We start from the raw sequence: 21,703 nt of genomic DNA on the forward strand, positions 1-21,703 counted from the left end.
CGACTGTTCTCGGCGTCAGCACGGCAACCCCCTCCCCCACCAGGAGCCCCGAAATGCGCACCTCGACCTTCTTCGCCGGCATCGCCGCCTCCGCCGCCCTGTCCATGGGCCTGGTCGGGGTCGCCTCGGCCGCGCCGGCCGCCACGACCACCGGCTCGGCCGCCGCGGTGTTCGTCTCGCCGACCTCGGCGGCCCCGGGCGCCACCGTGCAGATCTCGGGCACCTGCGCGATGCCCACCAGCGGCACGGACTTCCCGACGGTGACCTCGGTGACCTCGCCGGCCTTCAGCGGCTCGGCCTCCTTCACCGACAAGGCGCCCGACTCGTTCAGCGGCACCGCCAAGATCGCCTCCTCGGTCCCCGCCGGTTCCTACCCCGTCACCCTGACCTGCAGCAACGGCACCGCGGCCAGCACCGTGCAGATCACCGGCAGCGCTCCGAGGCCGACCCCGAACCCGGCACCCGCCCCGGCGGGCGGCGGCACCCACCACGGCTCGACCAGCGGCGGCGGCACCGGGGGCACGTCCTCGACCGGCGCGTACTCCAGCCAGTCCGGCACGTTCGGCGAGTCCGACACCACGGTCACCGAGCAGGCCCCGGCCGAGCAGGACTCCGGCTGGAACGGCTGGGAGATCGCCGGGGTCGCGGTGCTGGGTGTCGCGGCCGCCGGGGTCGGCGGCTACGCCGTCGCCCGCCGCAACCGCCAGCGCACCGACGTCTGAGCTGTCCCGATGACGACCCGACTGGAGTCCGACATGGACACGAACGACGCGGTGATCCCGAACGACGCGGTGATCCCGAACGGCTCGGTGGGCACCGACGACACCGTGTACATCGCCCGGCTGCTGGACCGGCTGGCGCGGCGCGGGGACGCCCCCGCGCTGCGCCACCATGGCCGCGACACCACCGCGGCGCAGCTGCTCGTCTCGATCAACCGCTACGCCCGGGCCCTGGCCGGGCTGGGCATCGGGCGGGGTGACCTGGTCGCCCTGTTCGCCCCGGACACCCCCGACGCGCTGGCGGTGCGCTACGGCGCCCACCTGATCGGCGCCGGTGCGGTGTTCCTGTCGGTCCCGGCGGCCGACCGGCGCGCCGCGCTGGTCGAGCAGATGGACCCGCGGCTGCTGGTGGTGTTCCCGGAGACGGTGGCCGCCCTGCCGGCCGACGTCCGCTGCCCGGTGGCCGCGGTCGGCGGCGACCTGCCCGGCGCCACCCTGCGGCTCGACGAGCTCGCCGCGGCCGGGTCGGGCGCGCCGCTGCCCTGCCTGGCCCGCCCCGACGACCTCGGGGTGATCGTCTCCTCGGGCGGGACGACCGGCGTGCCCAAGGGCAGCGCCCGCTCCTTCGCGCAGTACACCGCGATGGTCAGCGCGCCCAGCCCGGCCGACCGGCGCCAGCTGGTCAACGGGCGGCTGGCCTACCTGTCCCAGGTGCTGGTCGACACGACCCTGCTGGGCGGCGGGACCGTGGTGCTGCGCAACTACTACGACGCCGCCGACACCCTGGCCACGATCGAGGCCGAGCGGATCACCGACCTGTTCCTGGTCGAGCCGCAGCTGGCCGAGCTGATCGGGCACCCGGACGTGGACCGCCGCGACCTGTCGTCGCTGCGGGCGATCACCCACATCGGCGCGGCCGCACCGCCGACGCTGCGCAGGCGGGCCCGCGAGCGGCTCGGCGCCCGGCTGGCCCACACCTACGGGGCCAGCGAGATGGGACTGGTCAGCGCGCTGGGCCCGGCCGAGCACGACCCCGAGCGGCCGGAGGTGTTCACCAGCGCCGGGCGCGTGCTGCCCGGGGTGCGGGTGCGCTTCCGGCGGTCCGACGGCACCCTGGCGGGAGCCGGCGAGACGGGCTCGATCGAGGTGCGCTCGCCGGGGATGGCGGCCGGCTACCGCAACCGGCCGGTCGAGCAGGCCGCGGCCTTCGTCGACGGCTGGTACCGCACCGGCGACCTCGGCCGCCTCGACGAGTGGGGCTACCTGCACATCCTGTGCCGGGCCGTGGACGCCACCTGGCGCGACGGCGCGCTCCTCGCGCCGCCGGTCGTGCAGGACGTCCTGTGCCGGGTCCCCGGCGTCGGGTTCGCCGTGGTGGTCGTGAACGGCGGGGCCGGGGACTGGATCGCCGCCGTCGCCCCGGCGTGGGGCGCGACCGTCGACCCCGGGGCCTGCCGGGACGCCGTCGCGGCCGAGGTCGGCGCGGACGTCGCGCGACGGCTGCTGGTGCTGGCGCTGGGCCGCATCCCGCTCACCGAGCAGGGCAAGCCCGACCGGCCGTTCCTCCGCCGGCTGGCCGCCCTGCGGTCGGTCCCGGCCCGGTCAGCCGGCTGAGGCCCGGCCGTGCTCGGGCTCGGGCTCCGGTCGGGACCGGTGCAGCGCGACCGCCATCGTCGGCAGGACGAGCACGGTCAGCACACCGGCCCCGACCAGCGCCGCGGCGTTCTCGGCCAGCATGGTGCCGTTGCGCAGCCCGATCTGGGCCAGCGCCACCAGCAGCGGCAGCGCGGTCGCGGTGACCAGGGCCACCTGGACCCGGTCGCGCAGCGGCAGGACCCGCCGGTACACCAGCAGCGCCGGCAGCCCGCGGACCACGACCAGCAGGACCGTGAACAGCACGAGGCGCAGTGGCTCGGAGGCGATCGAGCGCAGGTCGATCGTCATCCCGGAGTAGACGAAGAACAGCGGGACGAAGAACCCGTAGGCGATCACGTCGAGCTTCTCCTCCAGCACGGGCGCGCCGGCACCGGCCCAGCGGCGCAGCACCATCCCGGCCACGAACGCCCCCAGCACGGCGTCCAGGTGCACCTCGTCGGTGACCGCGAGCAGCAGCACCAGCAGCAGCACCGTGGCCCGCAGGGTGAGCTGGCTCGTCTCGTGCTGGCGCTCGGCGACCACCCGGGCGACCCGGCCGGCGCGGCGCAGCACGCGCGGCACCGCGCTGAGCAGCACCGCGAGCACGCCGACCGCGGCCAGCGAGGCCAGCGCCACCCAGCGGTTCGTGGCCCCGAGGAACAATGCGATCGCCAGGATCGGCAGCAGCTCGCCCACCGCCCCGCCGGCGAGCAGGTAGGCGCCCAGGCGCCCGCGCAGCAGCCCGGCGTCGCGCAGCACCGGCAGCAGCGTGCCGAACGCCGTGGTGGTCAGCGCGATGGCGACGGGCACGAACGCGCGCACGACGCCCAGTGCGGCCAGCCCGGCGACGATCCCGAGCGCGAGCACGGCGCTGAGCAGCCAGGCCAGCAGCGCCTTGCGACCGGCGTCCCGGCGGGCCAGCCGCTGGTCGATCTCGTATCCGGCCAGCAGGAACACGAAGCCGAGCCCGACGTCGGCCAGCGGCTGCACCGCCTGCGGCGCGGCCAGGTCCGCGCCCTGCGGTCCGATCGCCATGCCCCCGGCCAGCAGCAGCACCACCTGGGGCACCGCGAAGCGGGGCAGCAGGCCGAGCAGCAGCGGCGCGAGCACCGCGACGACCACCACGGCGAGCAGGCTGTCCAGGATCTGACCGACGTCTTCCACGATCATGACTTCGGCCGGGGCCCCCGGCGCGTCACCCGAGCGCGCGCGCACGGGTGCGCCGACGGCCCGGCCCTACCTAAGGTGTCGCCGTGACCATGGGCCCGGATGCCTCAGCGCGCTCCTCCGATCAGTCCACGTCCGGTCAGCGGGCCCGCCGCGCGCGGGTGCTGCAGGAGGCACGCGACCGGGGTGCGGTCCCCTACCGCTACCCCACCGACCACGACGCCGCCGCCGTGCGCGCCGCGCACGGCGGCCTCACCCCCGACACGGCCACCGACCAGCGGGTCCGGATGGCCGGGCGGCTGGAGCTGGTGCGCCGCCAGGGTGCGCTGACCTTCGCCGTGCTGCGCGACCGCACCGGCACGATCCAGCTGTTCGTCGACACCGCCGTGCTGGGCGCGGACGAGCACCGCCACTTCGACGAGCTCGACCGCGACGACTGGGTCGGCGTCGAGGGCACGGTCATGACCACCCGGCGCGGCGAGCTGTCGGTGCGCGTGGAGTCCTTCGCGCTGCTGGGCAAGTCCCTGCGCGACGCGCCGGACAAGCACCACGGGCTCACCGACGTCGAGACCCGCTACCGCCAGCGCTACGTCGACCTGGCCGCCAACGCGCGCACCCGGGAGGTCTTCCGGATCCGGCACACCGCGATCCGGGCGATCCGCCACCACCTGGAGGAGCACGGCTTCACCGAGGTCGAGGGCCCGGTGCTGGGCTCCATCCAGGGCGGGGCCGCGGCGCGCCCGTTCCTCACCCACCACAACGCCCTCGACCTGGACATGTACCTGCGGATCGCGCTGGAGCTGCACCTCAAGCGGCTGATCGTGGGCGGGATGGAGCGGGTGTTCGAGATCGGGCGGGTGTTCCGCAACGAGGGCGTCGACACCCGGCACAACCCCGAGTTCACGATGCTGGAGGCCTACCAGGCCTTCGCCGACTACCACGACATGATGGACCTGGTCGAGGGCATGGTCCGGGCCGCGGCCCGCGCGGCCCTCGGCGACGACCTGGTGGTGCACTACGCCGGGCACGCCATCGACCTCGCCGCCGGGCCGTGGCCGCGCGTCCGGTTCGCCGACATGATCGCCGAGAAGACCGGCGAGGCGATGCACCCGGGCATGGCGATCGAGGAGGCCCGGGCCGTGCTGGACCGGCTCGGCCTGGACCACGAGCGCGGCTGGGGCGCCGGGCGGCTGATGAAGGAGGTCTACGACCAGAAGGTCCAGCACGACGTCGTCGGACCCGTCTTCTGCATCGACTACCCCCGCGAGGTGTCCCCGCTGGCCCGCGCGCACCGCGACGACCCGGACTACGTGGAGCGCTTCGAGCTGATCGTGGCCGGGTTCGAGCTGTGCAACGCCTACTCCGAGCAGAACGACCCGGTCGAGCAGCTGGCCGCGTTCGAGGCCGAGGCGCGGGCCAAGGCCGGCGGCGACCCCGAGGCCGGCGACATCGACCTGGACTACGTGCGCGCCCTGGAGCACGGCATGCCGTGCACCGGCGGGCTGGGCATCGGCATCGACCGCCTGGTCATGCTGCTGGCCAGCGTCGACTCCATCCGCGAGGTCATCCTGTTCCCGACCCTGCGCCCGGAGTTCACCCCACCCGGTGGCGGGCCCCGCGGCGGCCCGCGCGCGGTCGTGCCGCCCACGCCCCTGCCCGTCCCGTCGCCGCCGCTCGCGGCCACCGCGGATCCGACGCCGGGCGGCACGAGCGGTGCGCAGGCGTCGGTGGTCGCCCTGCCCGACCTGGCGCCGTCGGCGCACCCGATCCCCCCGCCCGCGCCCGCGCGCGGCACCGGGCGGGTCGCGGTGCGGCTGCTCGCCGTGCTGACCGCGGCCGCCGGGCTGCTGCAGCTGATCACCCAGATCCCGTTCGTGCACTCCCGGATGCCGCGCGAGGTCGAGCTCGGGCCGCTGTGGGTGCCGGTGGCCGGGCACGTGCTCTCGGTGGTGATCGGGTTGCTGCTGCTCCTGCTGGCCGACCAGCTCGGCAAGCGCAAGCGGGCGGCCTGGCGCGTCGCCGTGGTCGTGTTCGCGGTGGCCGGCGTCGCGCACCTGCTCAAGGGGCCCGACCCGGTGGCCGTGCTGATCTGCGCGGCGATGCTCGTCGCCCTCGTCTGGCACCGGGACGCGTTCCGGGCCAGGGCGGACCCGCCCTCGCTGCTGCGGCTGGTCCGGTTCGTGCCGGTCTACCTGGTCGCCGTGCTGGCCGTGGGGTTCGCGGCGCTGTGGGTCGAGCGCGACCACCTGGAGCCGGCGCTCAGCGTCGGCGGCGGCCTGCAGGCGATCCTCGGCGGGCTGGTCGGCCTGGACGGGCCCTACACCTACCGCTCGCCGTTCTTCGCGCTCTACTTCCCGACCGTGCTGGTGGTGCTGGGCGTGGTGGGCATCGCGATACTGGCGCTGCTGCTGTTCCGCCCGCTGGTGGCCCGCCGTCCGCACACCGAGGACGACTGGGCGCACGCCGAGCGGCTCGTGCACACCTACGGCTGGGACACCCTCGCCTACTTCTCCCTGCGCGACGACAAGAGCTTCTTCTTCTCCTCCGACGGGGAGGCGTTCCTGGCCTACACCTACATCGGCGGCTACGCGCTGGTCTCCGGCGACCCGGTCGGCGCGCGGCAGTCGGTGGTGCGGGTGCTCGACGAGTTCCTCGCCGTGTGCGACGAGCACGCCTGGAAGCCGGCGTTCCTGGCCGTGCGGGAGGCGAGCATGCCCCTCTACGCGTCCCGCGGGTTCAGCGACTTCTACCTCGGCGACGAGGCGGTCCTGGACTGCGCCGCGTTCGGGCTGGGCGGTGCGCGGCGCAAGGGCCTGCGGGCCGCGGTCCGCCGCGTCGGACGCGCGTACACCTTCCAGATGATCACCGAGGCGAACGCGTCGCCGCGGCTGGTCGAGCAGCTCAACGCGATCAGCGCGAAGTGGCGGGGGAAGAACCCCGAACGCGGCTTCACCATGTCGCTGTCCCAGGACGTGGCCGGGGCCGGGGCGAACCCGGAGTTCCTGCTCTGCGTCGCGCTCGACGCCGACGGTGTGCCCGGCGGGTTCCTGCGGGTCGTGCCGGCCTTCGGGTCCTCGTTCGGCTACACGCTCGACCTCATGCGCCACGACCCGGGCGCGCCCAACGGCATGACCGAGTTCCTGATCGCCTCGACCGCGCAGGCGCTGGGCGCCCGCGGCGTGCGCAGGCTGTCGATGAACTTCGCCATGTGGGGGCGGCTGTTCGACGACGAGCTCGCGCCCACCGCGGCGCAGCGGGCCGCCCGCTGGGCCGTGGGTGTGCTCAACCCGTTCTTCCAGATCCGGTCGCTGCACGACTTCAACGCCAAGTTCGACCCCGAGTGGCTGCCCCGGGTGCTGGCCTACCGCCGGGCCGCGGACCTGCCGCGGGTCGGGCTGCTCTACGCGGGCGCGGAGGGCTTCCTGGCGCTGCCGGTCGTGGGCGAGCTGCTGGTGCCGCGCGCGGTGGGCGGTGTGGAGTCGCCGTCGCGGCCGGCGGCCTGACCGCCGGTGGGCGCCGCGGCGCGGGCCAGCGCCACGGTGGCCAGGGTCATCAGCGCCACCAGCAGCCCGATCAGCACCCACTCCGGCCCGTCCGCGCGCAACTGCTCGCCCAGCACGGCGGTGCCGATCAGCACGGCGACCACCGGCTCGCCGACGGTCATCACGGGCAGGGACGCCCCGAGCCCGCCGGCCTGGAACGCCGACTGCTGCAGCAGCGTCCCGGCCACCGACACGGCGACCAGCACGTAGAGCTCCCAGCTGCTCAGCACGGCGAGCGCGCCGGCGTCGAACTCGCCGAGCACGCCCTTGGTCAGCGCCGCGGCCGCGCCGTAGCACAGCGCGGTGGCCCCGGCCAGCAGCACCGCCCGCGGGGTCCCACGGGTGCGCGCCGCGGCCAGCAGCGCCGCGGCGAACAACGCGACCAGCACCGACCCCAGCGGCAGCCAGTCCCCCGCGGGAGCCCGGTCGACGCCGTCGGTGGGGTTGCCGACCACCACGAACACCGCCAGCGACACCGCCAGCGCGCCGGCCCAGCCCAGCTCGGCGCGACCCGGGCGCCGGCCCGCCCACCGGGCGGCGAGCGGCAGCGCGAACAGCAAGGTGGTGACCAGCAGCGGCTGCACCAGCAGCACCGATCCGACGCCGAGCGCCGCCGCCTGCGCGACGTACCCGCCGCCGTCGCCGAGCAGGCCGTACCACCACAGCCGGCGGCGCACCAGCACCCGCAGCAGGCCGAGCCCGCGGGCGCTGTCGTCGGGCACCGTCGCCGCCACCCGCTGCTGGGCCACGGTGGCCACCGCCAGCAGCGCTGCGGCGACCAGCGCAAGGCCTGCCGCCAACCAGCTCACCGAACCTATGATCGCCGGATCGACGCGCTCGGCACCACCTCCCTGCTCAGCTGGTTCCCGGTGGGCGCGGTGCCGGCGGTCATCGCGCTGGTGGTGCTCTACCTGGCGGTCCGCCGGGCCCGACGTGTGGCGACCCGGGTCCTCGCCGCGACGGCGACGGCCCTGCTCGCGCTGGCCAGCGCCGCGGTCGGCGTCAACGCCCATTACGGCTACTTCGCCACGGTGGGTGAGGCGTTCGGCGGCACCGGCCCGGACTCGAGCACGCTCGCCGCCGCGGAGGCGGGCTCCGGGCGGATCCCGCCCAACGGTCAGGTGATCACGCTCGACCTGCCCGGTACGACCTCGGGCTTCACCCCGCGCCAGGCCGTGGTCTACCTGCCGCCGGCCTGGTTCGCGCGGCCCCGCCCGGCCCTGCCGGTGATCATGCTGCTGCACGGCACCCCGGGCGACCCGACCAGCTGGACCGATGGTGGAGGCGCCCAGACCACGGCCGACGCCTGGGCCGCCCAGCACGGCGGGACGGCCCCGGTGCTGGTCATGCCCGACATCAACGGCTCGCTGACCGGCGACACCGAGTGCGTGGACAGCCCGCTGGGCCGGGCCGAGACCTACCTGACCGTGGACGTTCCCGCGGCCGTGCAGCAGCAGTTGGGGACGGCCCCGCCGGGGCGGCAGTGGGCCGTCGCCGGGTTGTCCGAGGGCGGCAGCTGCGCGATCGTGCTGGCGCTGCGCCACCCGGACGGGTTCGCCGCGTTCGGCGACTACGGCGGCCTGGCCGGCCCCCGGGTCGGCGACACCAACGACGACACCGCCGACACCGTGACCCAGCTGTTCGGCGGCTCCCAAGCGCAGTTCTCCGCCCACGAGCCGGCCGCGCTGCTGGGCGCCCAGCGCTTCCCCGACCTGGGCGGGTGGTTCCAGGTCGGCACGGGCGACGCCGAGCCGCTGGCCGCCGCGCAACGGCTCGCCCCGCTGGCCCGCGCGGCCGGCGTGCAGACCTGCCTGGTCACCATGCCCGGGCTCGGCCACACCTTCGACGTGTGGTCCGCCGCGTTCGGCGAGTCCCTGCCGTTCCTCGCCGCCCGGATCGGGCTGGTACCGCCCGACCCGTCCCAGACCGCCGCCTGCGCCCCTGCGTGACCTGGCTTCATGGGCCGTCAGCGGCTCTGGGCCCAGCGCGTGCTCACCGTGCCGGCCACCGGCCGTGTGACCGAGCCGGCGCGGGCCGGCTCGGCTGCTCCGACACCCCCGAGTGCGGCTCCAACCCCTGTTGGAGCTGAGTTGAAGCGCGCCGACGCACCCTCCGGGGCACGCAGCTCCAGGCCGATCGGCCGCTCATCCCGGAGGGACCCGATGACCTATCCCGCACGCCGCGCCTCCTACCCGCCCCCGCCCCTCGCCGCCCGCGGCCCGTCGGCGTTGCGCCGCCACGGGTGGCTGGCAGTGCTGGTGGTCGGCACGGCCCTCTTCTCCGCCGTCGAGCGGACGCTCGTCGCCACCGACAACCCCCACCTCGTGCCGACGGCCATCCTGCTCGGCGCGGCCATCGTTCCGGCGGCGTTCCTGGCGTTCGTCTACGGGCGCCGGCTCGTCTACCGGGTGAGCCCCGTCGTGATCGCCGGATCGGCCCTGCTCGGCGGGGTCGTCGGCACGGTGACCGCGGGGGCGCTGGAGTTCGACGCGCAGCGCGACCTCGGGGTGCTGTCGATGGCCGGGGTCGGGCTCATCGAGGAGGGCAGCAAGCTGCTGGTGCCGCTGGCGGTGCTGGTGCTGTTCCCCCGCTACCGCACGCGGGCCGACGGGCTGCTCATCGGCGTGGCCGCCGGCGCCGGGTTCGCCGCGCTGGAGACCATGGGCTACGCGTTCACCACGCTCCTGCAGTCCAAGGGCAGCGTCACCGCCACGGTCGACGTGCTGCTGCTGCGCGGGCTGATGAGCCCGGCCGGGCACATGGCGTGGACGGGCATCGCGGTCGCGGCGCTGTACGCGGCGGCGGAGTCCGGGTGGGCGGTCCGCAGGGCCGCCGGGTTCCTGGGGGCGGCCGCGCTGGCGGTCACGCTGCACGCGCTGTGGGACAGCCGCACGACGATGGCAGGCACCGCGGTCGTCGCGGTGGTCGGCCTGGCCGCGCTGGGCTGGGCGGTGCACCGGACCGCGCACGTCCGTCGCCCCGTCCACCACGCCGCGCACTACACCCTCCGCTACTCCCGGACCGCGCGATGACCCGCTACACCGCGGTCTGAGGCCGCTCAGTCCCCGGGTGGCCCCGCCCCCGGCCCGCTCGGCGGGTCGGGGGCGGGGCCGCGCCCGGCGAACAGGTCGACCAGCGGGTCCCAGCGGTTGCGCCGTCCTTCGGGGAAGCGGCGGCGGGCCCGGGCGAGCCGGGCGGAGCCGGGTCGGTAGCGGCGTCGCGCCCACGGCGAGCGCGGGTGGGCCAGGCGGACCGCCGCCACCAGCGCCAGCACCGGGACGAAGACGCCGACCACGCCGAGCAGGGTGCGGCCCTTCAGGATCGCGACGAGCACGAACAGCATGTCGACGACGAGCACGACCGAGGCGATCACCCGGTTGTCGCCGGCGTCGTCGTCGAACGGGGAGAACCCCAGCAGCAGCAGCGCGCCGATGACCGACGCGATGAGCACGGCGTCCACCGATCGGCGGCCCTCGGGGCCCCAGTAGACGTCGTCGAGGCGCAGCCACAGGGCGAACTCGTCGAGGGTGAGCGCCGCCCCGACGCCGAACAGCACGGCCAGCACCTCGAACCACGGGCTGGCCGGTCGGTAGGCGAGCTCGAGCAGGCCGACGCCGAGCAGCAGGAAGATGCCGTAGACTTGGTGGTGGATGTGCACCCCGCCCACGGTGGTGTCGCGGAACGGGCCGCGCCCGGCCCTGATCAGCCGCGTGACCACCCGGGTGAGCACGAAGGTCACCAGGAACGCGGCCAGCGTCCACGCCACGATGGGGCGGTCGATGGTGTCGATCGGTGCCTCCCACGTCGCTGCCGTGACCTCAGCGGTCATAGCCCGATCGTCGCATTTGATACGGACATGCGGGGGGACACCGCGCGCACTCTCCGCCGACGTGTCCACCGTCCAGGACCCGCGCGGACCGGACCCGGGGACCGGAGCGGTCAGGAGGCGGGGGTGAGCACGACCCGGCCGTCGCCGGTGATCGACGGCCCGTCCGGGGCGGTGCGGCGGCAGGTGACGGCGGTGCCGGTCATGTCCTGGGTGGTGGAGCCACCGGCGCCGCCGCCCCCGCCGCCCCCGTTGCCGCCGAGCCCGGAGCCGCCCTCGCCGCGGCCGCCGGCCACGGCCGCCTCGCCGGACGCCGCTCCACCCTTCCCGCCCCAGCGGGGAGCTGCCGTGCCCGCCGTCCTGGCCCGGCCACCACGGCGACCGGGTGTCGCCCGTGCAGCCACCGGAGCCGCCCGCGCCGAGGCTGGGGTCGGGACGGACACGGTCACCTCCGGTGGTGGGGCCGCTGGTGCGCGGCCGCAGTGCGACGACAGTCCCCTCCCCGCCTGAATCCGGCTCCAACGCCGACCCGCGGCCGTTGCAGCGCGGTTGGAAGCGGGACTCACCCGTCGGCGTACGGGGGCGCCGGGTCGTACTGGATGTAGCGCTGGGTCGCCCGCGCGTGGGCCGGAGAGTGGAGCTGGCCGACGAGCCACAGGGCCACGTCGATGCCGGCGGAGACGCCCTGGCTGCTCACGACGTTGCCGTCGCGCACCCATCGCGCGTCCCGCACCACCTCGGCGCCGAGCTCCGCGAGGCGGTCCTCGAACGCCCAGTGCGTGGCCAGTCGCCTCCCCTTCCCCAGGCCAGAGGCGTGCAGCAGCAGGGCACCGGTGCACACGCTCACCACCCAGCGGGCCCGCGCGCCCACCTCGGCGAGCCACCGCAGCAGCGCCGGGTCCTGCACCCCGAGCAGCACGCCGTCGCCACCGGGGACGACGAGGACATCGAGCGGCGGGTGGTCGGTGAAGGAGAAGTCGGTCAGGACCCGCATGCCCTTGCGGCACCGCACCGCGCCGGCTCGTTCCAGCAGGGCCGACGACGCGGTGAAGACCTCCCACGGTCCGACGACGTCGAGCTCCTCCACACCGTCGAACAGCAGGATGCCGATCGTGCTCAGCGTCATCGGACCTACGCCTGCCACGTGAGGGTGACCGAGCCGTCCCCGGGACCGCCCGCCGTCGCGACCGTCGCTCCGGTGAGGACACCGTCGTTGTAGTCCGACGACCCGGCACCCCCGCCGCCGCCACCGCCCCCGCCGACCTGGCCCCCGGCGCCGCCCGCGCCCGCGGACACGCCGCCACCGCCACCGCCGCCCTCGCCACCGCTCCAGCCGCCGTGGCCGCCCGAGCCCGCCGGGTTGCCGCTGTTCGACCCGCCGCGGCCGCCGCTGCCGGCACCGGGGCCCTTGCCCGCGGACCCGGCGGCCGGCGTCTGCCCGGCCGCGCCGCCGTCGCCGCCCTCGTCGATGCCGTCACCGCCACCGCCGCCCCCGCCACCGGCGGAGAGGACGAACCCGCCGTCCAGGGAGACGGTGGTCGCCCCGCCGCCGCCCCCGCTGGCGACCTCGGTGCCCGAGTAGCCGGTGCGCCCGGCGCCGCCGGGGCTGAAGCCGTCCGGGTCGCCCCAGCCGCCCGCGGAGTCGGTCGCTCCCGAGCAGCCCTTCGTGTGCCCCGCGCCGCCGACCGCGATCTCCAGGGTCTGCCCGGGGGTGACCGCGACCGTGCCGGTGACCGTGGCGCCCTTCCCGCCGGGGTGCGTCGCCGGGTCCGTGGGGCAGCTCCCGCTCGTCTCTGAGGCGCCGAGGCCGCCGCTCCCGCCGGTCGCCTCGATCAGCACGGAGCCGACACCGGCCGGGACGGTGACGGTGACCGGCGCGCCGCTGTAGGCGACGGTCTGCGGTGCCGGCGCGGCCAGGTCGTCGCGCAGGTCGGCGGCGGCGGCCCCGGTGCAGGCCGTCAGCGCGCCGGCGCACAGCAGTGCGCCGACGAGCGCACCGCCTGCGACGCGGTGGATGGGCAGGCGAGGACGTCGTGTCTGGATCATGGGTCAGGTCCGTTCGGTTGCGTGGCGGGCACTGTTGCCTCGACCGGTCCCGACGATGCCCACGCCGGCTCCAACGCCCGGCCAACGTCCTTCCAACGGCCGCGCCGCCCGTTGGAGGGGTCGCCGACCCGCAGGTCCCCGACCGCGAGCGCCGCGGCGAGCTCGGCACCGCGGGCTGGCACTGCGCCATACACCGGGCAGCCCGCGACGATCATCGTCCCGGAGGGCGTCACCGGCATGCGGCTCGGCGTCGCCGGCGGCCAGGGCGGCGCCGCCGACCCCGCAGGCGGCGGCTACGGCACCGCGGCGTCCGGGACCTGGACGGTCTCGGCCGGGCAAACCCTGACGGTCACGGTGGGACAGTCGGCCACCGACGCCACCCCCGGCGGCGGGGCGGCGACCGGTGGCGACGCCGGGTGCTCCGACGGCGGCGGGGGCGGCGGCGCCTCCTCCGTCCAGCTCGACGGCACCGTGGTCGCGGTCGGCAGCGGCGGCGGCGGGGCGGCGCCATGGGCACCGGCTCCTCCTTCGCCGCGGCGACGCGCAGCGGCCACGGCCATGACGGGGGCGGCTGCGGGAGCGGCTGGGGGGCGGCAGTGGCGGTGGCAACGGCGGCTTCGGTGGTGGCGGCGGCGCCGGCGGCGGCAGCACCTACACCAGCCCCGACGCGAGCGGGGTCTCGGCCGCCGCGGCCAACGGCGGCGGCGACGGGTCCGTGTCGATCACCTGGATCGGTGGCTGAGCCCGACCGCGCCCTGCCCGGCCCGTGCTCAGGCTCCCGCGCACGGGACCGCTCGCGGCACCGCCGCCGGGCGGCCCCGTCAGCCGGTCGCGACATCGGCCGTCGTGGCGCGGTCAGTCGCCCTCCTGGGCGGTGTGGCAGACCGCCTCGACGTTGTTCCCGTCCGGGTCGCGGACGAATGCTCCGTAGTAGTGCTCGTGGTACTCCGGCCAGAACCGCGGCTCGTGCAGCGCCTCGGCGCCGGCCTCCAGGGCAGCGGCGAAGAACGCACGGACGTGGGCGGCGTCCGGGGCGGCGAAGGCGATGTGGGTCTCCCGGTTCGGACCCACGCCGTCGAACGTGCCGACCCAGAAGTCGGGCTTCCTCGTCCCGTAGCCGACGGCGGTGCCGAAGTCCATGAGCCTGCGGTGCCCGAGCACACCGAGCACCCTGTCGTAGAAGGCGGTGGCCGCAGCCAGGTCGGCGCAGTTGATGCCGAGGTGGTCGATCACGTCTCGACTCTGCCGCCGACGCGGACGCTCCGCAACGACCGGCGCGCCGGCTCCCACCTACCCGATCCGGCCACCAGCTGAGCAGGAGGGGAGGTCGGGCCGGACTGGCCGGCGTTGCCGTCACCTCGGTCGCGCCCTCGCCGTTCGCTCCCGATCGAGTGGCGTACTGCCGTGCCGACAGGCGTGATGGCAGTCTGATCGCCCACGTGTCTGTTCGGTGTCGGCGGACAGGGCAGGGCCGGTGAGGAGGAGGCCGATGCGGTCGAACGCCGTGCTCGCCGGCTACGGGACGTGGGTGCTCGCCGGTGGCCTCGCCGTGCACGCCTTCCCAGCCTGGCACATGGGGTCGTGGAGCATGCTCGCACTGGGCAGCCTGGCCGCGGTGGCGTACGGGATCGTCCGGCATCGACCGGCGCACCCCGCGGCGTGGTGGCTGCTCGCGCTCGCGCTGGCGATGTTCGGCGCCGGGCACGTGCTCAACGACCTGCTGACGACGGTGCTGGGGCGCAACGACGCGCTCCCGTCGGCGGCCGACGCGCTGTTCATCGCGATGTACCCGCTCGCCGCGGCCGCGCTGCTGCTCCTGGTGCGCCACCGCACCGGCGGCCGGGACCGGGCGAGCCTGCTCGATGCCCTCAGCTTCACCGTCGCCGTCGCGCCGCTGTTGTGGATCTTCCTGATCGACCCCCACGTGCACGAGGCCGGCGCGGGCTGGCCGGAACGCCCCATCGCGATCGCCTACCCGCTCGGCGATGTGCTGCTGCTGGCGGTGCTCGCCCGGCTGCTGATCACCGACCGCCGCCGGCCCGCCGCACTGCTGCTGGCCGTCGGCACCGCCGGGATGCTGGTCTCCGACGTGCTCCACGGCTTGCGCCAGCACGACGGTCCGTGGCAGGTGGGCGGCCCCTACGACCTCGGCTGGATCGTCTTCTACGGCGCGTGGGGTGCCGCGGCGCTGCACCCCACGATGGCCGAGCTGACCGTCTCCCGCCGGCAGTTGCCCGCCGAACTGGACCTGCGCCGGCTCACGCTGTTGATGGCGACCTCGCTCGTCGTCCCCGCGGCGCTGCTGGGCGACGCGCTCACCGGCACCGTCCGGCACGGCCTGATGATCGCCCTCTGCTCCACGGCGCTGTTCCTGCTCGTACTGCTGCGGATGTCCGGGGTCGTCGCCCGGCACACCCGGGCACTCGAGCGCGAACGGACGTTGCGCTCGGCCGGCGCATCGCTGGTCGCCGCCACGGACCTCGACGCCGTCGCCGCGGCCACCCGCGGTCTCGTCGCCCGATTGGTCCCACCGGGAGCAGCGCACCGCGCAGCACTGCTGGTACCGGCCGACGTCCCCACCCGGGCACCGCTCGACGCCGCCGCCGCGAGCGAGTTGCGCAGCGCCGCCGAGCTGGACGACTCCGCCGCCGAGGTCGCACGCGGTTTCCCCTGCGCTCTCGTCTGCCCGCTCGTGCTGCGCGACCACCCCGAGCGGGCGTCCCCTGCGGGGTGGCTCGTGGTCGCGGCCGACGAGCCGGTCCTGCTGACCCTGCGAGGTGCCCTCGACGTGCTCGCGTCGCTGGCCGCGCTCGCCGTGGAGCGGGTGCGGCTCGTCGGGGAGATGAGCCGGCGCGACACCGAGGCGTACTTCCGCGCCCTGGTCCACCACACCAACGACGTGATCCTCATCGTCGGTGACGACGGGCGCATCCGCGACGCCAGCCCGTCCACCCCGACCGTGCTCGGGCCGGGGTCGTTGGTCGGCACCGACATCCTCGACCTGGTCGACCCCCGCGACCGCGGGGCCGCCGAGCACGCGCTGATGCTCGCGGCACGCTCCGGCGTCTCGGAGTACAGCACCCGCAACTACCGCGTCGTCCGCACCGACGGCACCCGCATCGAGGTCGAGGTGTCCTACCGCGACCTGCGCACCGATCCCTCGGTGCGCGGCATCGTGCTCACCCTGCGCGACATCACCGAGCAACGCCGCCTCCAGCGCGAGCTGGCCGACCGCGCCTTCCACGACGCGCTCACCGGCCTGCCGAACCGGGTGCAGTTCCAGGACCGCGTCGAGCGCGCCCTCTCCCGCCTCGGGACGGACGGCAACCACGTCCGGGCCGGCGTACTGCTCCTCGGCCTCGACGACTTCAGCCTGGTCAACGACGCCATGGGGCACGCCGTGGGCGACGAGCTGCTGCTCGCCGTGGCCGGCAGGCTCACCGACATGCTGGAGCCGCCGCACACCGTGGCCCGGCTCAGCGGTGACGAGTTCGCCGTCCTCGTCGACGACGTGGAGCAGGGTGACGACCTCGAGCAGCTCGCCGAGCACGTGGTGGAGGCGTTCGACGCGCCGATCGCCGCCGCCGGTGGCCTGGCCATCTCGGTCAGCGTCGGACTGGCCGGCACCGACAGCACCGGCGTGAGCGACGCGGTGGGGCCGGCCGAGCTCCTCCGCCGGGCCGACCTGGCCCTGCGCGCGGCCAAGGAGGGCGGCAAGAACCGGTGGCGCCGCTACGAGGCGGACATGGGCCTGGCGGTGCTCGACCGCGTCGCGGTCCGCACCGAGCTGCGCGAGGCGCTCGCCGCGGGCGGGTTCCGCGTGCAGTACCAGCCCATCGTCGACCTCGGCGGCGGCCGGACGATCGGGTTCGAGGCGCTCGTGCGCTGGACCGACCCGCGCGGCCAGGTCGTGCCCCCGTCCCAGTTCATCCCCGTCGCCGAGCAGACCGGGTTGATCCTGCCGCTGGGGGCGTGGGTCCTCGACCGGGCTCTCGCCGACCTCGCCGACTGGCACCGGCAACCGCTGCGCCACCCCGTGCGCGTCAACGTCAACGTCTCGGCCCACCAGGTGCGGACCGCGGACTTCGTCGCCCAGGTGCTCGACGCACTGGCCCGCCACCGCGTTCCGGCCGACCACCTGGTCCTGGAGATCACCGAGACCGCGCTGCTCGCGGACGACCGGCAGGTGACCGCCAACCTGGCCGCCCTGCGCCGGCACGGCGTCCGGATCGCCCTCGACGACTTCGGCACCGGCTTCGCCTCCCTGGACTACCTCCGCGTCCACGCCGTGGACAGCTTGAAGATCGATCGCTCGTTCGTCGACGGCATGGAGAGCTCCTCGCGCCAGACCGCCCTCGTCCGCACGATCGTGCACCTCGCCCACGCCCTCGACCTGCCGGTCGTCGCCGAGGGGGTCGAGACACCCGCGCAACGCGACGCACTGCTGCTCGTCGGCTGCCGGCTCGCCCAGGGCTACCTGTTCTCGCCCCCCATCACCGCCGACGACGCCCGGCACTGGCTGCACGACGCCACGTCCGTCACCGCTGCCGCCGGCTGATCCCTCGACGCACGCTCGACCGCATGATCCGTCGTTGACAGGCAAGTACAGACTTGCCTATCGTGGGCGCCGTAGCGGCGGACGTGGTCACTGCGACCGCAGCGATCCACGCTTAAACATAAGAGTTTACTAATATCAAGTGCTGCTGATACCAGTGGCACGTGGTCGACGACCACAACCCCACCCGCCTGATGGAGGAGACGAGATGAACCAGATCGCCGGCGAGGACACGAGCCTGGCGCTCGTGCAGCGGAGCCTGCGGGACCGGGAGATCGCCCAGGGCCTCGCCCGTGCTGCCGTGCTCAAGCGTCGGTACGACGCGCCCGTGGCCGACGTCTGGAGCGCCATCACGACACCGGAACGCATCGACCGCTTCTTCCTCCCGCTCCGCGGCGACCTGCGCGAAGGCGGCACGTACGCCTTCGAGGGGCAGGCGAGCGGCCGGATCCTCGTCTGCGACGCCCCGCGCCTGCTTCGCGTGGAGTGGGTCCCGCCGGGCTGTCGTGACGACGGCGACCAGGTGGAAGTGCGGCTGACCGCCGACGGCCCGAACGCGACCTGGCTGGAGCTGGAGCACGCGTCGGTCGCCGACGTCTTCCACTTCGACCCCGAAGCCGGGACCTACAGCCCGGCGCTCGGCTGGGAGGCTCCGCTGCACTACCTCGGCGAGTACCTGCGCGGGGTCCTGCCGGACCGCCCGGGCGTCGAATGGCACGAGTTCGACGAAGCGGAGGAGATGCGGCTCGCCACGTTCCGCGCCCCGGAATGGGCCAAGGCCGAGGCGCGGTACCACGCCACCCGCTGATCAGACGTCCGCGGCGTAGGGCGGGGCGGGGTCGTACTGCATGAAGCGCTGGGTCGCCCGCGCGTGGGCCGGGCTGTGCAGCTGGCCGACCAACCACAGCGACATGTCGATCCCCGCCGAGACGCCCTGGCTGCTCACCACGTTCCCGTCCCGCACCCACCGCGCATCCCGGACGACGTCGGCGCCCAAGGCGGCCAGCTGGTCCTCGAACCCCCAGTGGGTGGCCAGCCGGCGGCCCTTGCCCACGCCGGAGACGAACAGCAGCAGCGACCCCGTGCACACGCTCGTCACCCAGGTGGCGCGGGCGGCCGTGGCGGCGATCCACCCGAGCAGCTGCGGGTCCTCCGCTCCCCGCCGCGTCCCCCGGCCGCCGGGGACCAGGAGCACGTCCAGCGCCGGGTGGTCGGCGAACGTGGCGTCGGGCAGCACCCGCAGGCCCTTCCCGCACCGCACGGGACCGGTGTCCGCCGCCACCAGCACGACGCGGTCCGGATCCGCACCGGCGCGCTCGAGCAGCCCGGCCGAGGCCGTGAACACCTCCCACGGACCGACGAAGTCCAGCTCCTCGGCCCCCTCGAACACCGTGATCCCGATCGTGTTGCCCATGCTTCTCCCCTGGTCGACCGCAGAGCGGGTGCGCCACGCCCTGACGAGCGCGGCGACACCCACTGGGTCGTCCCGCACCCCGGCCCGGTTCCCGGGCGCTCCCCGACGGGTGCGGGCTGTCGCCGGTCAGCCGCCGCCCGCGCGGTGGCGGTGCGGCGCGGACCTGGCGTCCATCGCCTCGACGAGGTCCTCCCTCGCCCGCGCCACCCGGGACCGGATGGTGCCCACCGGGCAGTCGCACACCTCGGCGGCCTCGGCGTAGCCGAGGTCGAGGACCTGGGTGAGCACGAACGCCTCGCGCCGGTCGGGATCGAGCGCGGCGATCAGGGCGCGCAGCAGCACCGCCTCGTCGACCGCGGAGTGCACCGGACGACCGCGCCCGCCCACGGCGTCCCAGTCGTCGACGCCGGTGGTGCGCGGGCGGCGCATCGCCGCGCGCACGGCGTCGGCCGCGGTGTTGCGCGCGATCGCGAGCAACCAGGTGCGCGCCGACGAGCGGCCGGCGAACCCGGGCAGTGCGCGCAGTGCCCGCAGGTAGGTCTCCTGGGCCAGGTCGTCGGCCTCGCGCGCGGAGCTGAGGTGGGCCACGAACCGGTGCACGTCGCGCTGGGTGGCCCGGACGAACGCGGCCAGCGCATCCCGGTCGCCCGCGCCCGCCGCGGTGGCCCAGGCGGTGACCTGCGCGTCGTCGACTCGCTCGCCCATGCGGCGAGGGTAGTGCCCGACCGTGGGCCGCTGGGAACCCGTCGGGCCGGTCGAGCGACCATGGGGGTATGGGGTGCGACGAGTGCCGGGAGGCGATCTCCGCGCAGTTGGACGGGGAGGCGTCGGCCGACGACGAGCGGGAGGTGGCCGCGCACCTGCCCGGCTGCCCGGACTGCCGGTCCTTCGCCGACCGGGCCGCCCGCGTCACCCGGCTGACCCGCACGGGAGTGGCCGAACCGGGGCCCGACCTGGCGGCCGCCGTGCTGGCCGCGGCACCGCCACCGCCCCGCCGCCGGGCGGAGACGGCGGTGCGGTCGGCGCTCTACGCCGTGGGCGTCGGGCAGCTGGCGCTGTCGCTCGCCGCCGTCGTCGGTGCCGCCGGCGCCGACCACGGCGGGATGGCCGGCGCCAGCATGGCGCACATGGCGCACGAGGGGGCGGCCTGGAACGTGGCGCTCGGCGTCGGCTTCCTGTGGGCGGCGTCCGTCCGGGGTGACCGGCTGTCGGGCCTGGTGCCGCTGCTCTCCGCGTTCGTCGCCGTGCTCGCCGCGCTCAGCGCGCTCGACCTGGCCGCCGGGCGGGTCGCGCCGGAGCGGCTCGCCACCCACCTGCTCGCGGTCGCCGGGCTGGTGCTGATCCTGCTCCGGCGCCGGGGCGGCCCGGGCCGCGGTGGGCGCCGTCCACGACGCCGTTCCGAGCGGACCACGACCGGCGCGGACCCGCGCCGCTCCGAGCTGCCCCGGCCCGACGGCCCCCGGGGCCTGCGGCCCACCGCGCACCGCCCCGCCGCCTGAACACGCACCGGCAGGTCCGCGGGCCGGGCTGCCCGCTGCCGGGTGCCGGGTCAGCCCACCTGCGCCAGGACGTCGTCGAGCACCCCGCTGCGCACGTCCGCGACCAGGTCCGCGAGCTGGCCCAGGCTCATCTGGATGCGCTGGCCGAAGTCGTCGGTGATCACCACCCGCTTCTCGGGTGCGGCCGCGTCGTCGATGTGCAGCTCCGGGCAGCCGCAGTTGCACTGGCCGCAGAAGGTGGCGATGTGTCGCATGGGAACCCCGATCCGGTCGGATGGCTGGTGCCCGTCGAGGGCACCACGTCCCACGGGTCGTCCACAACCGTCCTGCGGTTCCGGCCGCCACCCGGTCGGTTCATCCGCAGCGACCGACGGGCTCGCTCACGGTCGAACCGTCCCGGCGGCCAGGGCCGAGCGCACGGCCGCGGACACCGCGCGCAACGTGCCCAGGTGCGCCGAGAAGCCCGCAGCGGCCGGCCCGGTCTGCACCACCAGCTCGGTCGCCGACGGCAGGGCCGGGTCCGCCGCCCACCTGTCCAGCTGCGCCGCGCCCGGCTCCCCCGCGGGCACCACCCGGCACAGGGCCACCCGCGGATCGGCGGCGGCGCAGCGGTAGCGGAAGAGGCCCTCGACCGTGCCCGGCAGGTGCGCCGGGCGCCCGGACAGCACGCCGATCCCCCGGTCCGCCGCGGCGTCCACGCCGGCCGCGGACCCGGTGGCCCACCACAGCCGGCTGCGCAGCCCGGTCGCCGCCGGCACCAGCCAGGACCCGGTCAGCTCCGCGCACAGGACGTCGACCACGCGCTCGCAGTCGTGGTGGCGGCGGTCGTGGTCGCGGCCGAACGCCGCCGACGCCGCCGCGTCCGCCCCGGCGCCCACGCCCAGCTCCAGCCGCCCGCCGGACAGCACGTCGACGACGGCAGCGTCCTCGGCCAACCGGCGCGGATCCTCCAACGCCGCGGCCACCACCGCCGTCCCCAACCGGATCGTCGAGGTCCGCTCGGCCACCGCGCCCAGCAGCACCAGCGGCGAGGGCAGCAGCCCCTCCAGCGCCCCGGCGTGGTGCTGGGCGACCCAGAACGAGGCGAACCCCAGCTCCTCGGCGGCCACCGCCAGCTCGACGGTCTCCCGGTACACCTGCGCCGGCCCACCGCGGCCGGCCACGTGGCTCAGGTAGCCGACCGGGCGGCCCCGGAAGCGCAGCGGGCCCGGCCCGTCCTGGGTGCAGACGTCCATGCCGCAGAGGGTCGTCCCGGTCGCGGCACCCGGTTCCCCGGACGCGACCGCGGCGCGGCCACCGG

At 75.6% G+C, this 21,703-nt stretch carries 19 protein-coding genes; 8 read left to right on the forward strand and 11 right to left on the reverse strand.

What is annotated here, in order from left to right:
* The first annotated feature begins 53 nt into the window (after window positions 1-53).
* Window positions 54-722: a hypothetical protein gene (locus KDL28_RS15580; RefSeq protein ID WP_252439174.1), complete on the forward strand. Its 669-nt coding sequence runs from the start codon at window positions 54-56 to the stop codon at window positions 720-722.
* A 9-nt stretch (window positions 723-731) separates the two neighbouring features.
* Window positions 732-2,333, forward strand: a complete 1,602-nt coding sequence (locus KDL28_RS15585) for a class I adenylate-forming enzyme family protein (RefSeq protein WP_252439176.1) — start codon at window positions 732-734, stop codon at window positions 2,331-2,333.
* On the opposite strand, the gene KDL28_RS15590 is transcribed toward KDL28_RS15585, so the two are convergent.
* Window positions 2,322-3,518: a cation:proton antiporter gene (locus KDL28_RS15590; protein ID WP_252439178.1), complete on the reverse strand. Its 1,197-nt coding sequence runs from the start codon at window positions 3,516-3,518 to the stop codon at window positions 2,322-2,324. The genes KDL28_RS15585 and KDL28_RS15590 overlap by 12 nt on opposite strands.
* A 95-nt stretch (window positions 3,519-3,613) precedes the next feature.
* Between KDL28_RS15590 and lysS the strand changes: the two genes are divergently transcribed.
* The gene (gene lysS, locus KDL28_RS15595; protein ID WP_252439244.1) at window positions 3,614-7,024 is read left to right on the forward strand and encodes a lysine--tRNA ligase; all 3,411 of its coding nucleotides are present in this window, start codon (window positions 3,614-3,616) and stop codon (window positions 7,022-7,024) included.
* Here lysS and KDL28_RS15600 read toward each other — a convergent pair.
* Window positions 6,922-7,872 (reverse strand): DMT family transporter, encoded by a 951-nt coding sequence (locus KDL28_RS15600; protein ID WP_252439180.1) that lies wholly within the window; start codon window positions 7,870-7,872, stop codon window positions 6,922-6,924. The genes lysS and KDL28_RS15600 overlap by 103 nt on opposite strands.
* Window positions 7,873-7,932: 60 nt before the next feature.
* On the opposite strand from KDL28_RS15600, the gene KDL28_RS15605 reads away from it, so the two are divergent.
* Window positions 7,933-9,012 carry an alpha/beta hydrolase gene (locus KDL28_RS15605; RefSeq protein ID WP_252439182.1) on the forward strand — a complete coding sequence of 360 codons (1,080 nt, stop codon included), beginning with the start codon at window positions 7,933-7,935 and terminating at the stop codon, window positions 9,010-9,012.
* 213 nt (window positions 9,013-9,225) lie between these two features.
* Window positions 9,226-10,095: a PrsW family glutamic-type intramembrane protease gene (locus KDL28_RS15610; protein ID WP_252439184.1), complete on the forward strand. Its 870-nt coding sequence runs from the start codon at window positions 9,226-9,228 to the stop codon at window positions 10,093-10,095.
* A gap of 26 nt (window positions 10,096-10,121) precedes the next feature.
* Here the strand turns inward: KDL28_RS15610 and KDL28_RS15615 are convergent, their stop codons facing one another.
* The 5 genes from KDL28_RS15615 to KDL28_RS15635 all read right to left on the reverse strand — a co-directional run bounded on the left by KDL28_RS15615 (window position 10,122) and on the right by KDL28_RS15635 (window position 14,168).
* Window positions 10,122-10,892: a hypothetical protein gene (locus KDL28_RS15615; RefSeq protein ID WP_252439186.1), complete on the reverse strand. Its 771-nt coding sequence runs from the start codon at window positions 10,890-10,892 to the stop codon at window positions 10,122-10,124.
* A 110-nt stretch (window positions 10,893-11,002) separates the two neighbouring features.
* Window positions 11,003-11,185, reverse strand: a complete 183-nt coding sequence (locus tag KDL28_RS15620; protein WP_252439188.1) for a hypothetical protein — start codon at window positions 11,183-11,185, stop codon at window positions 11,003-11,005.
* Window positions 11,186-11,451: 266 nt separating this feature from the next.
* Window positions 11,452-12,015, reverse strand: coding sequence for a DJ-1/PfpI family protein (locus tag KDL28_RS15625; protein WP_252439190.1), 564 nt, complete (start codon window positions 12,013-12,015; stop codon window positions 11,452-11,454).
* Window positions 12,016-12,020: 5 nt separating this feature from the next.
* Window positions 12,021-12,935 carry a hypothetical protein gene (locus tag KDL28_RS15630; RefSeq protein ID WP_252439252.1) on the reverse strand — a complete coding sequence of 305 codons (915 nt, stop codon included), beginning with the start codon at window positions 12,933-12,935 and terminating at the stop codon, window positions 12,021-12,023.
* A gap of 855 nt (window positions 12,936-13,790) precedes the next feature.
* Window positions 13,791-14,168, reverse strand: coding sequence for a VOC family protein (locus tag KDL28_RS15635; protein WP_252439192.1), 378 nt, complete (start codon window positions 14,166-14,168; stop codon window positions 13,791-13,793).
* 256 nt (window positions 14,169-14,424) lie between these two features.
* Between KDL28_RS15635 and KDL28_RS15640 the strand changes: the two genes are divergently transcribed.
* A complete protein-coding gene (locus KDL28_RS15640) occupies window positions 14,425-17,493 on the forward strand; it encodes a GGDEF domain-containing phosphodiesterase (protein WP_252439194.1) in 3,069 nt (1,022 codons plus the stop codon).
* Between the two features lie 205 nt (window positions 17,494-17,698).
* Window positions 17,699-18,298 carry an SRPBCC domain-containing protein gene (locus tag KDL28_RS15645; RefSeq protein WP_252439196.1) on the forward strand — a complete coding sequence of 200 codons (600 nt, stop codon included), beginning with the start codon at window positions 17,699-17,701 and terminating at the stop codon, window positions 18,296-18,298.
* Here the strand turns inward: KDL28_RS15645 and KDL28_RS15650 are convergent, their stop codons facing one another.
* Complete coding sequence (locus tag KDL28_RS15650; protein ID WP_252439198.1) at window positions 18,299-18,904, reverse strand: DJ-1/PfpI family protein; 606 nt, start codon at window positions 18,902-18,904, stop codon at window positions 18,299-18,301. It abuts the gene before it with no gap.
* Window positions 18,905-19,030: 126 nt separating this feature from the next.
* Window positions 19,031-19,609, reverse strand: a complete 579-nt coding sequence (locus tag KDL28_RS15655) for a sigma-70 family RNA polymerase sigma factor (RefSeq protein WP_252439200.1) — start codon at window positions 19,607-19,609, stop codon at window positions 19,031-19,033.
* Between the two features lie 68 nt (window positions 19,610-19,677).
* Here KDL28_RS15655 and KDL28_RS15660 point away from each other — a divergent pair, with 68 nt between their 5' ends.
* Window positions 19,678-20,403 (forward strand): zf-HC2 domain-containing protein, encoded by a 726-nt coding sequence (locus KDL28_RS15660; RefSeq protein WP_252439202.1) that lies wholly within the window; start codon window positions 19,678-19,680, stop codon window positions 20,401-20,403.
* A gap of 50 nt (window positions 20,404-20,453) precedes the next feature.
* On the opposite strand, the gene KDL28_RS15665 is transcribed toward KDL28_RS15660, so the two are convergent.
* Together KDL28_RS15665 and KDL28_RS15670 are read right to left on the reverse strand one after the other, a co-directional pair.
* Window positions 20,454-20,657 carry a hypothetical protein gene (locus KDL28_RS15665; protein WP_252439204.1) on the reverse strand — a complete coding sequence of 68 codons (204 nt, stop codon included), beginning with the start codon at window positions 20,655-20,657 and terminating at the stop codon, window positions 20,454-20,456.
* A 126-nt stretch (window positions 20,658-20,783) separates the two neighbouring features.
* The gene (locus KDL28_RS15670) at window positions 20,784-21,638 is read right to left on the reverse strand and encodes an LLM class flavin-dependent oxidoreductase (RefSeq protein ID WP_252439206.1); all 855 of its coding nucleotides are present in this window, start codon (window positions 21,636-21,638) and stop codon (window positions 20,784-20,786) included.
* Between the last annotated feature and the right edge of the window lie 65 nt (window positions 21,639-21,703).

The organism is Pseudonocardia humida (assembly GCF_023898865.1).
Lineage (GTDB): Bacteria > Actinomycetota > Actinomycetes > Mycobacteriales > Pseudonocardiaceae > Pseudonocardia > Pseudonocardia humida.

Bases quoted from the DNA above. Each gene is read 5' to 3' on its own strand.
- KDL28_RS15580 (WP_252439174.1), top strand. From the start codon at position 54: ATGCGCACCTCGACCTTCTTCGCCGGCATCGCCGCCTCCGCCGCCCTG.
- KDL28_RS15585 (WP_252439176.1), top strand. From the start codon at position 732: ATGACGACCCGACTGGAGTCCGACATGGACACGAACGACGCGGTGATC.
- lysS (WP_252439244.1), top strand. From the start codon at position 3,614: ATGGGCCCGGATGCCTCAGCGCGCTCCTCCGATCAGTCCACGTCCGGT.
- KDL28_RS15610 (WP_252439184.1), top strand. From the start codon at position 9,226: ATGACCTATCCCGCACGCCGCGCCTCCTACCCGCCCCCGCCCCTCGCC.
- KDL28_RS15615 (WP_252439186.1), bottom strand. From the start codon at position 10,892: ATGACCGCTGAGGTCACGGCAGCGACGTGGGAGGCACCGATCGACACC.
- KDL28_RS15625 (WP_252439190.1), bottom strand. From the start codon at position 12,015: ATGACGCTGAGCACGATCGGCATCCTGCTGTTCGACGGTGTGGAGGAG.
- KDL28_RS15630 (WP_252439252.1), bottom strand. From the start codon at position 12,935: ATGATCCAGACACGACGTCCTCGCCTGCCCATCCACCGCGTCGCAGGC.
- KDL28_RS15640 (WP_252439194.1), top strand. From the start codon at position 14,425: ATGCGGTCGAACGCCGTGCTCGCCGGCTACGGGACGTGGGTGCTCGCC.
- KDL28_RS15645 (WP_252439196.1), top strand. From the start codon at position 17,699: ATGAACCAGATCGCCGGCGAGGACACGAGCCTGGCGCTCGTGCAGCGG.
- KDL28_RS15650 (WP_252439198.1), bottom strand. From the start codon at position 18,904: ATGGGCAACACGATCGGGATCACGGTGTTCGAGGGGGCCGAGGAGCTG.
- KDL28_RS15655 (WP_252439200.1), bottom strand. From the start codon at position 19,609: ATGGGCGAGCGAGTCGACGACGCGCAGGTCACCGCCTGGGCCACCGCG.
- KDL28_RS15660 (WP_252439202.1), top strand. From the start codon at position 19,678: ATGGGGTGCGACGAGTGCCGGGAGGCGATCTCCGCGCAGTTGGACGGG.
- KDL28_RS15665 (WP_252439204.1), bottom strand. From the start codon at position 20,657: ATGCGACACATCGCCACCTTCTGCGGCCAGTGCAACTGCGGCTGCCCG.
- KDL28_RS15670 (WP_252439206.1), bottom strand. From the start codon at position 21,638: ATGGACGTCTGCACCCAGGACGGGCCGGGCCCGCTGCGCTTCCGGGGC.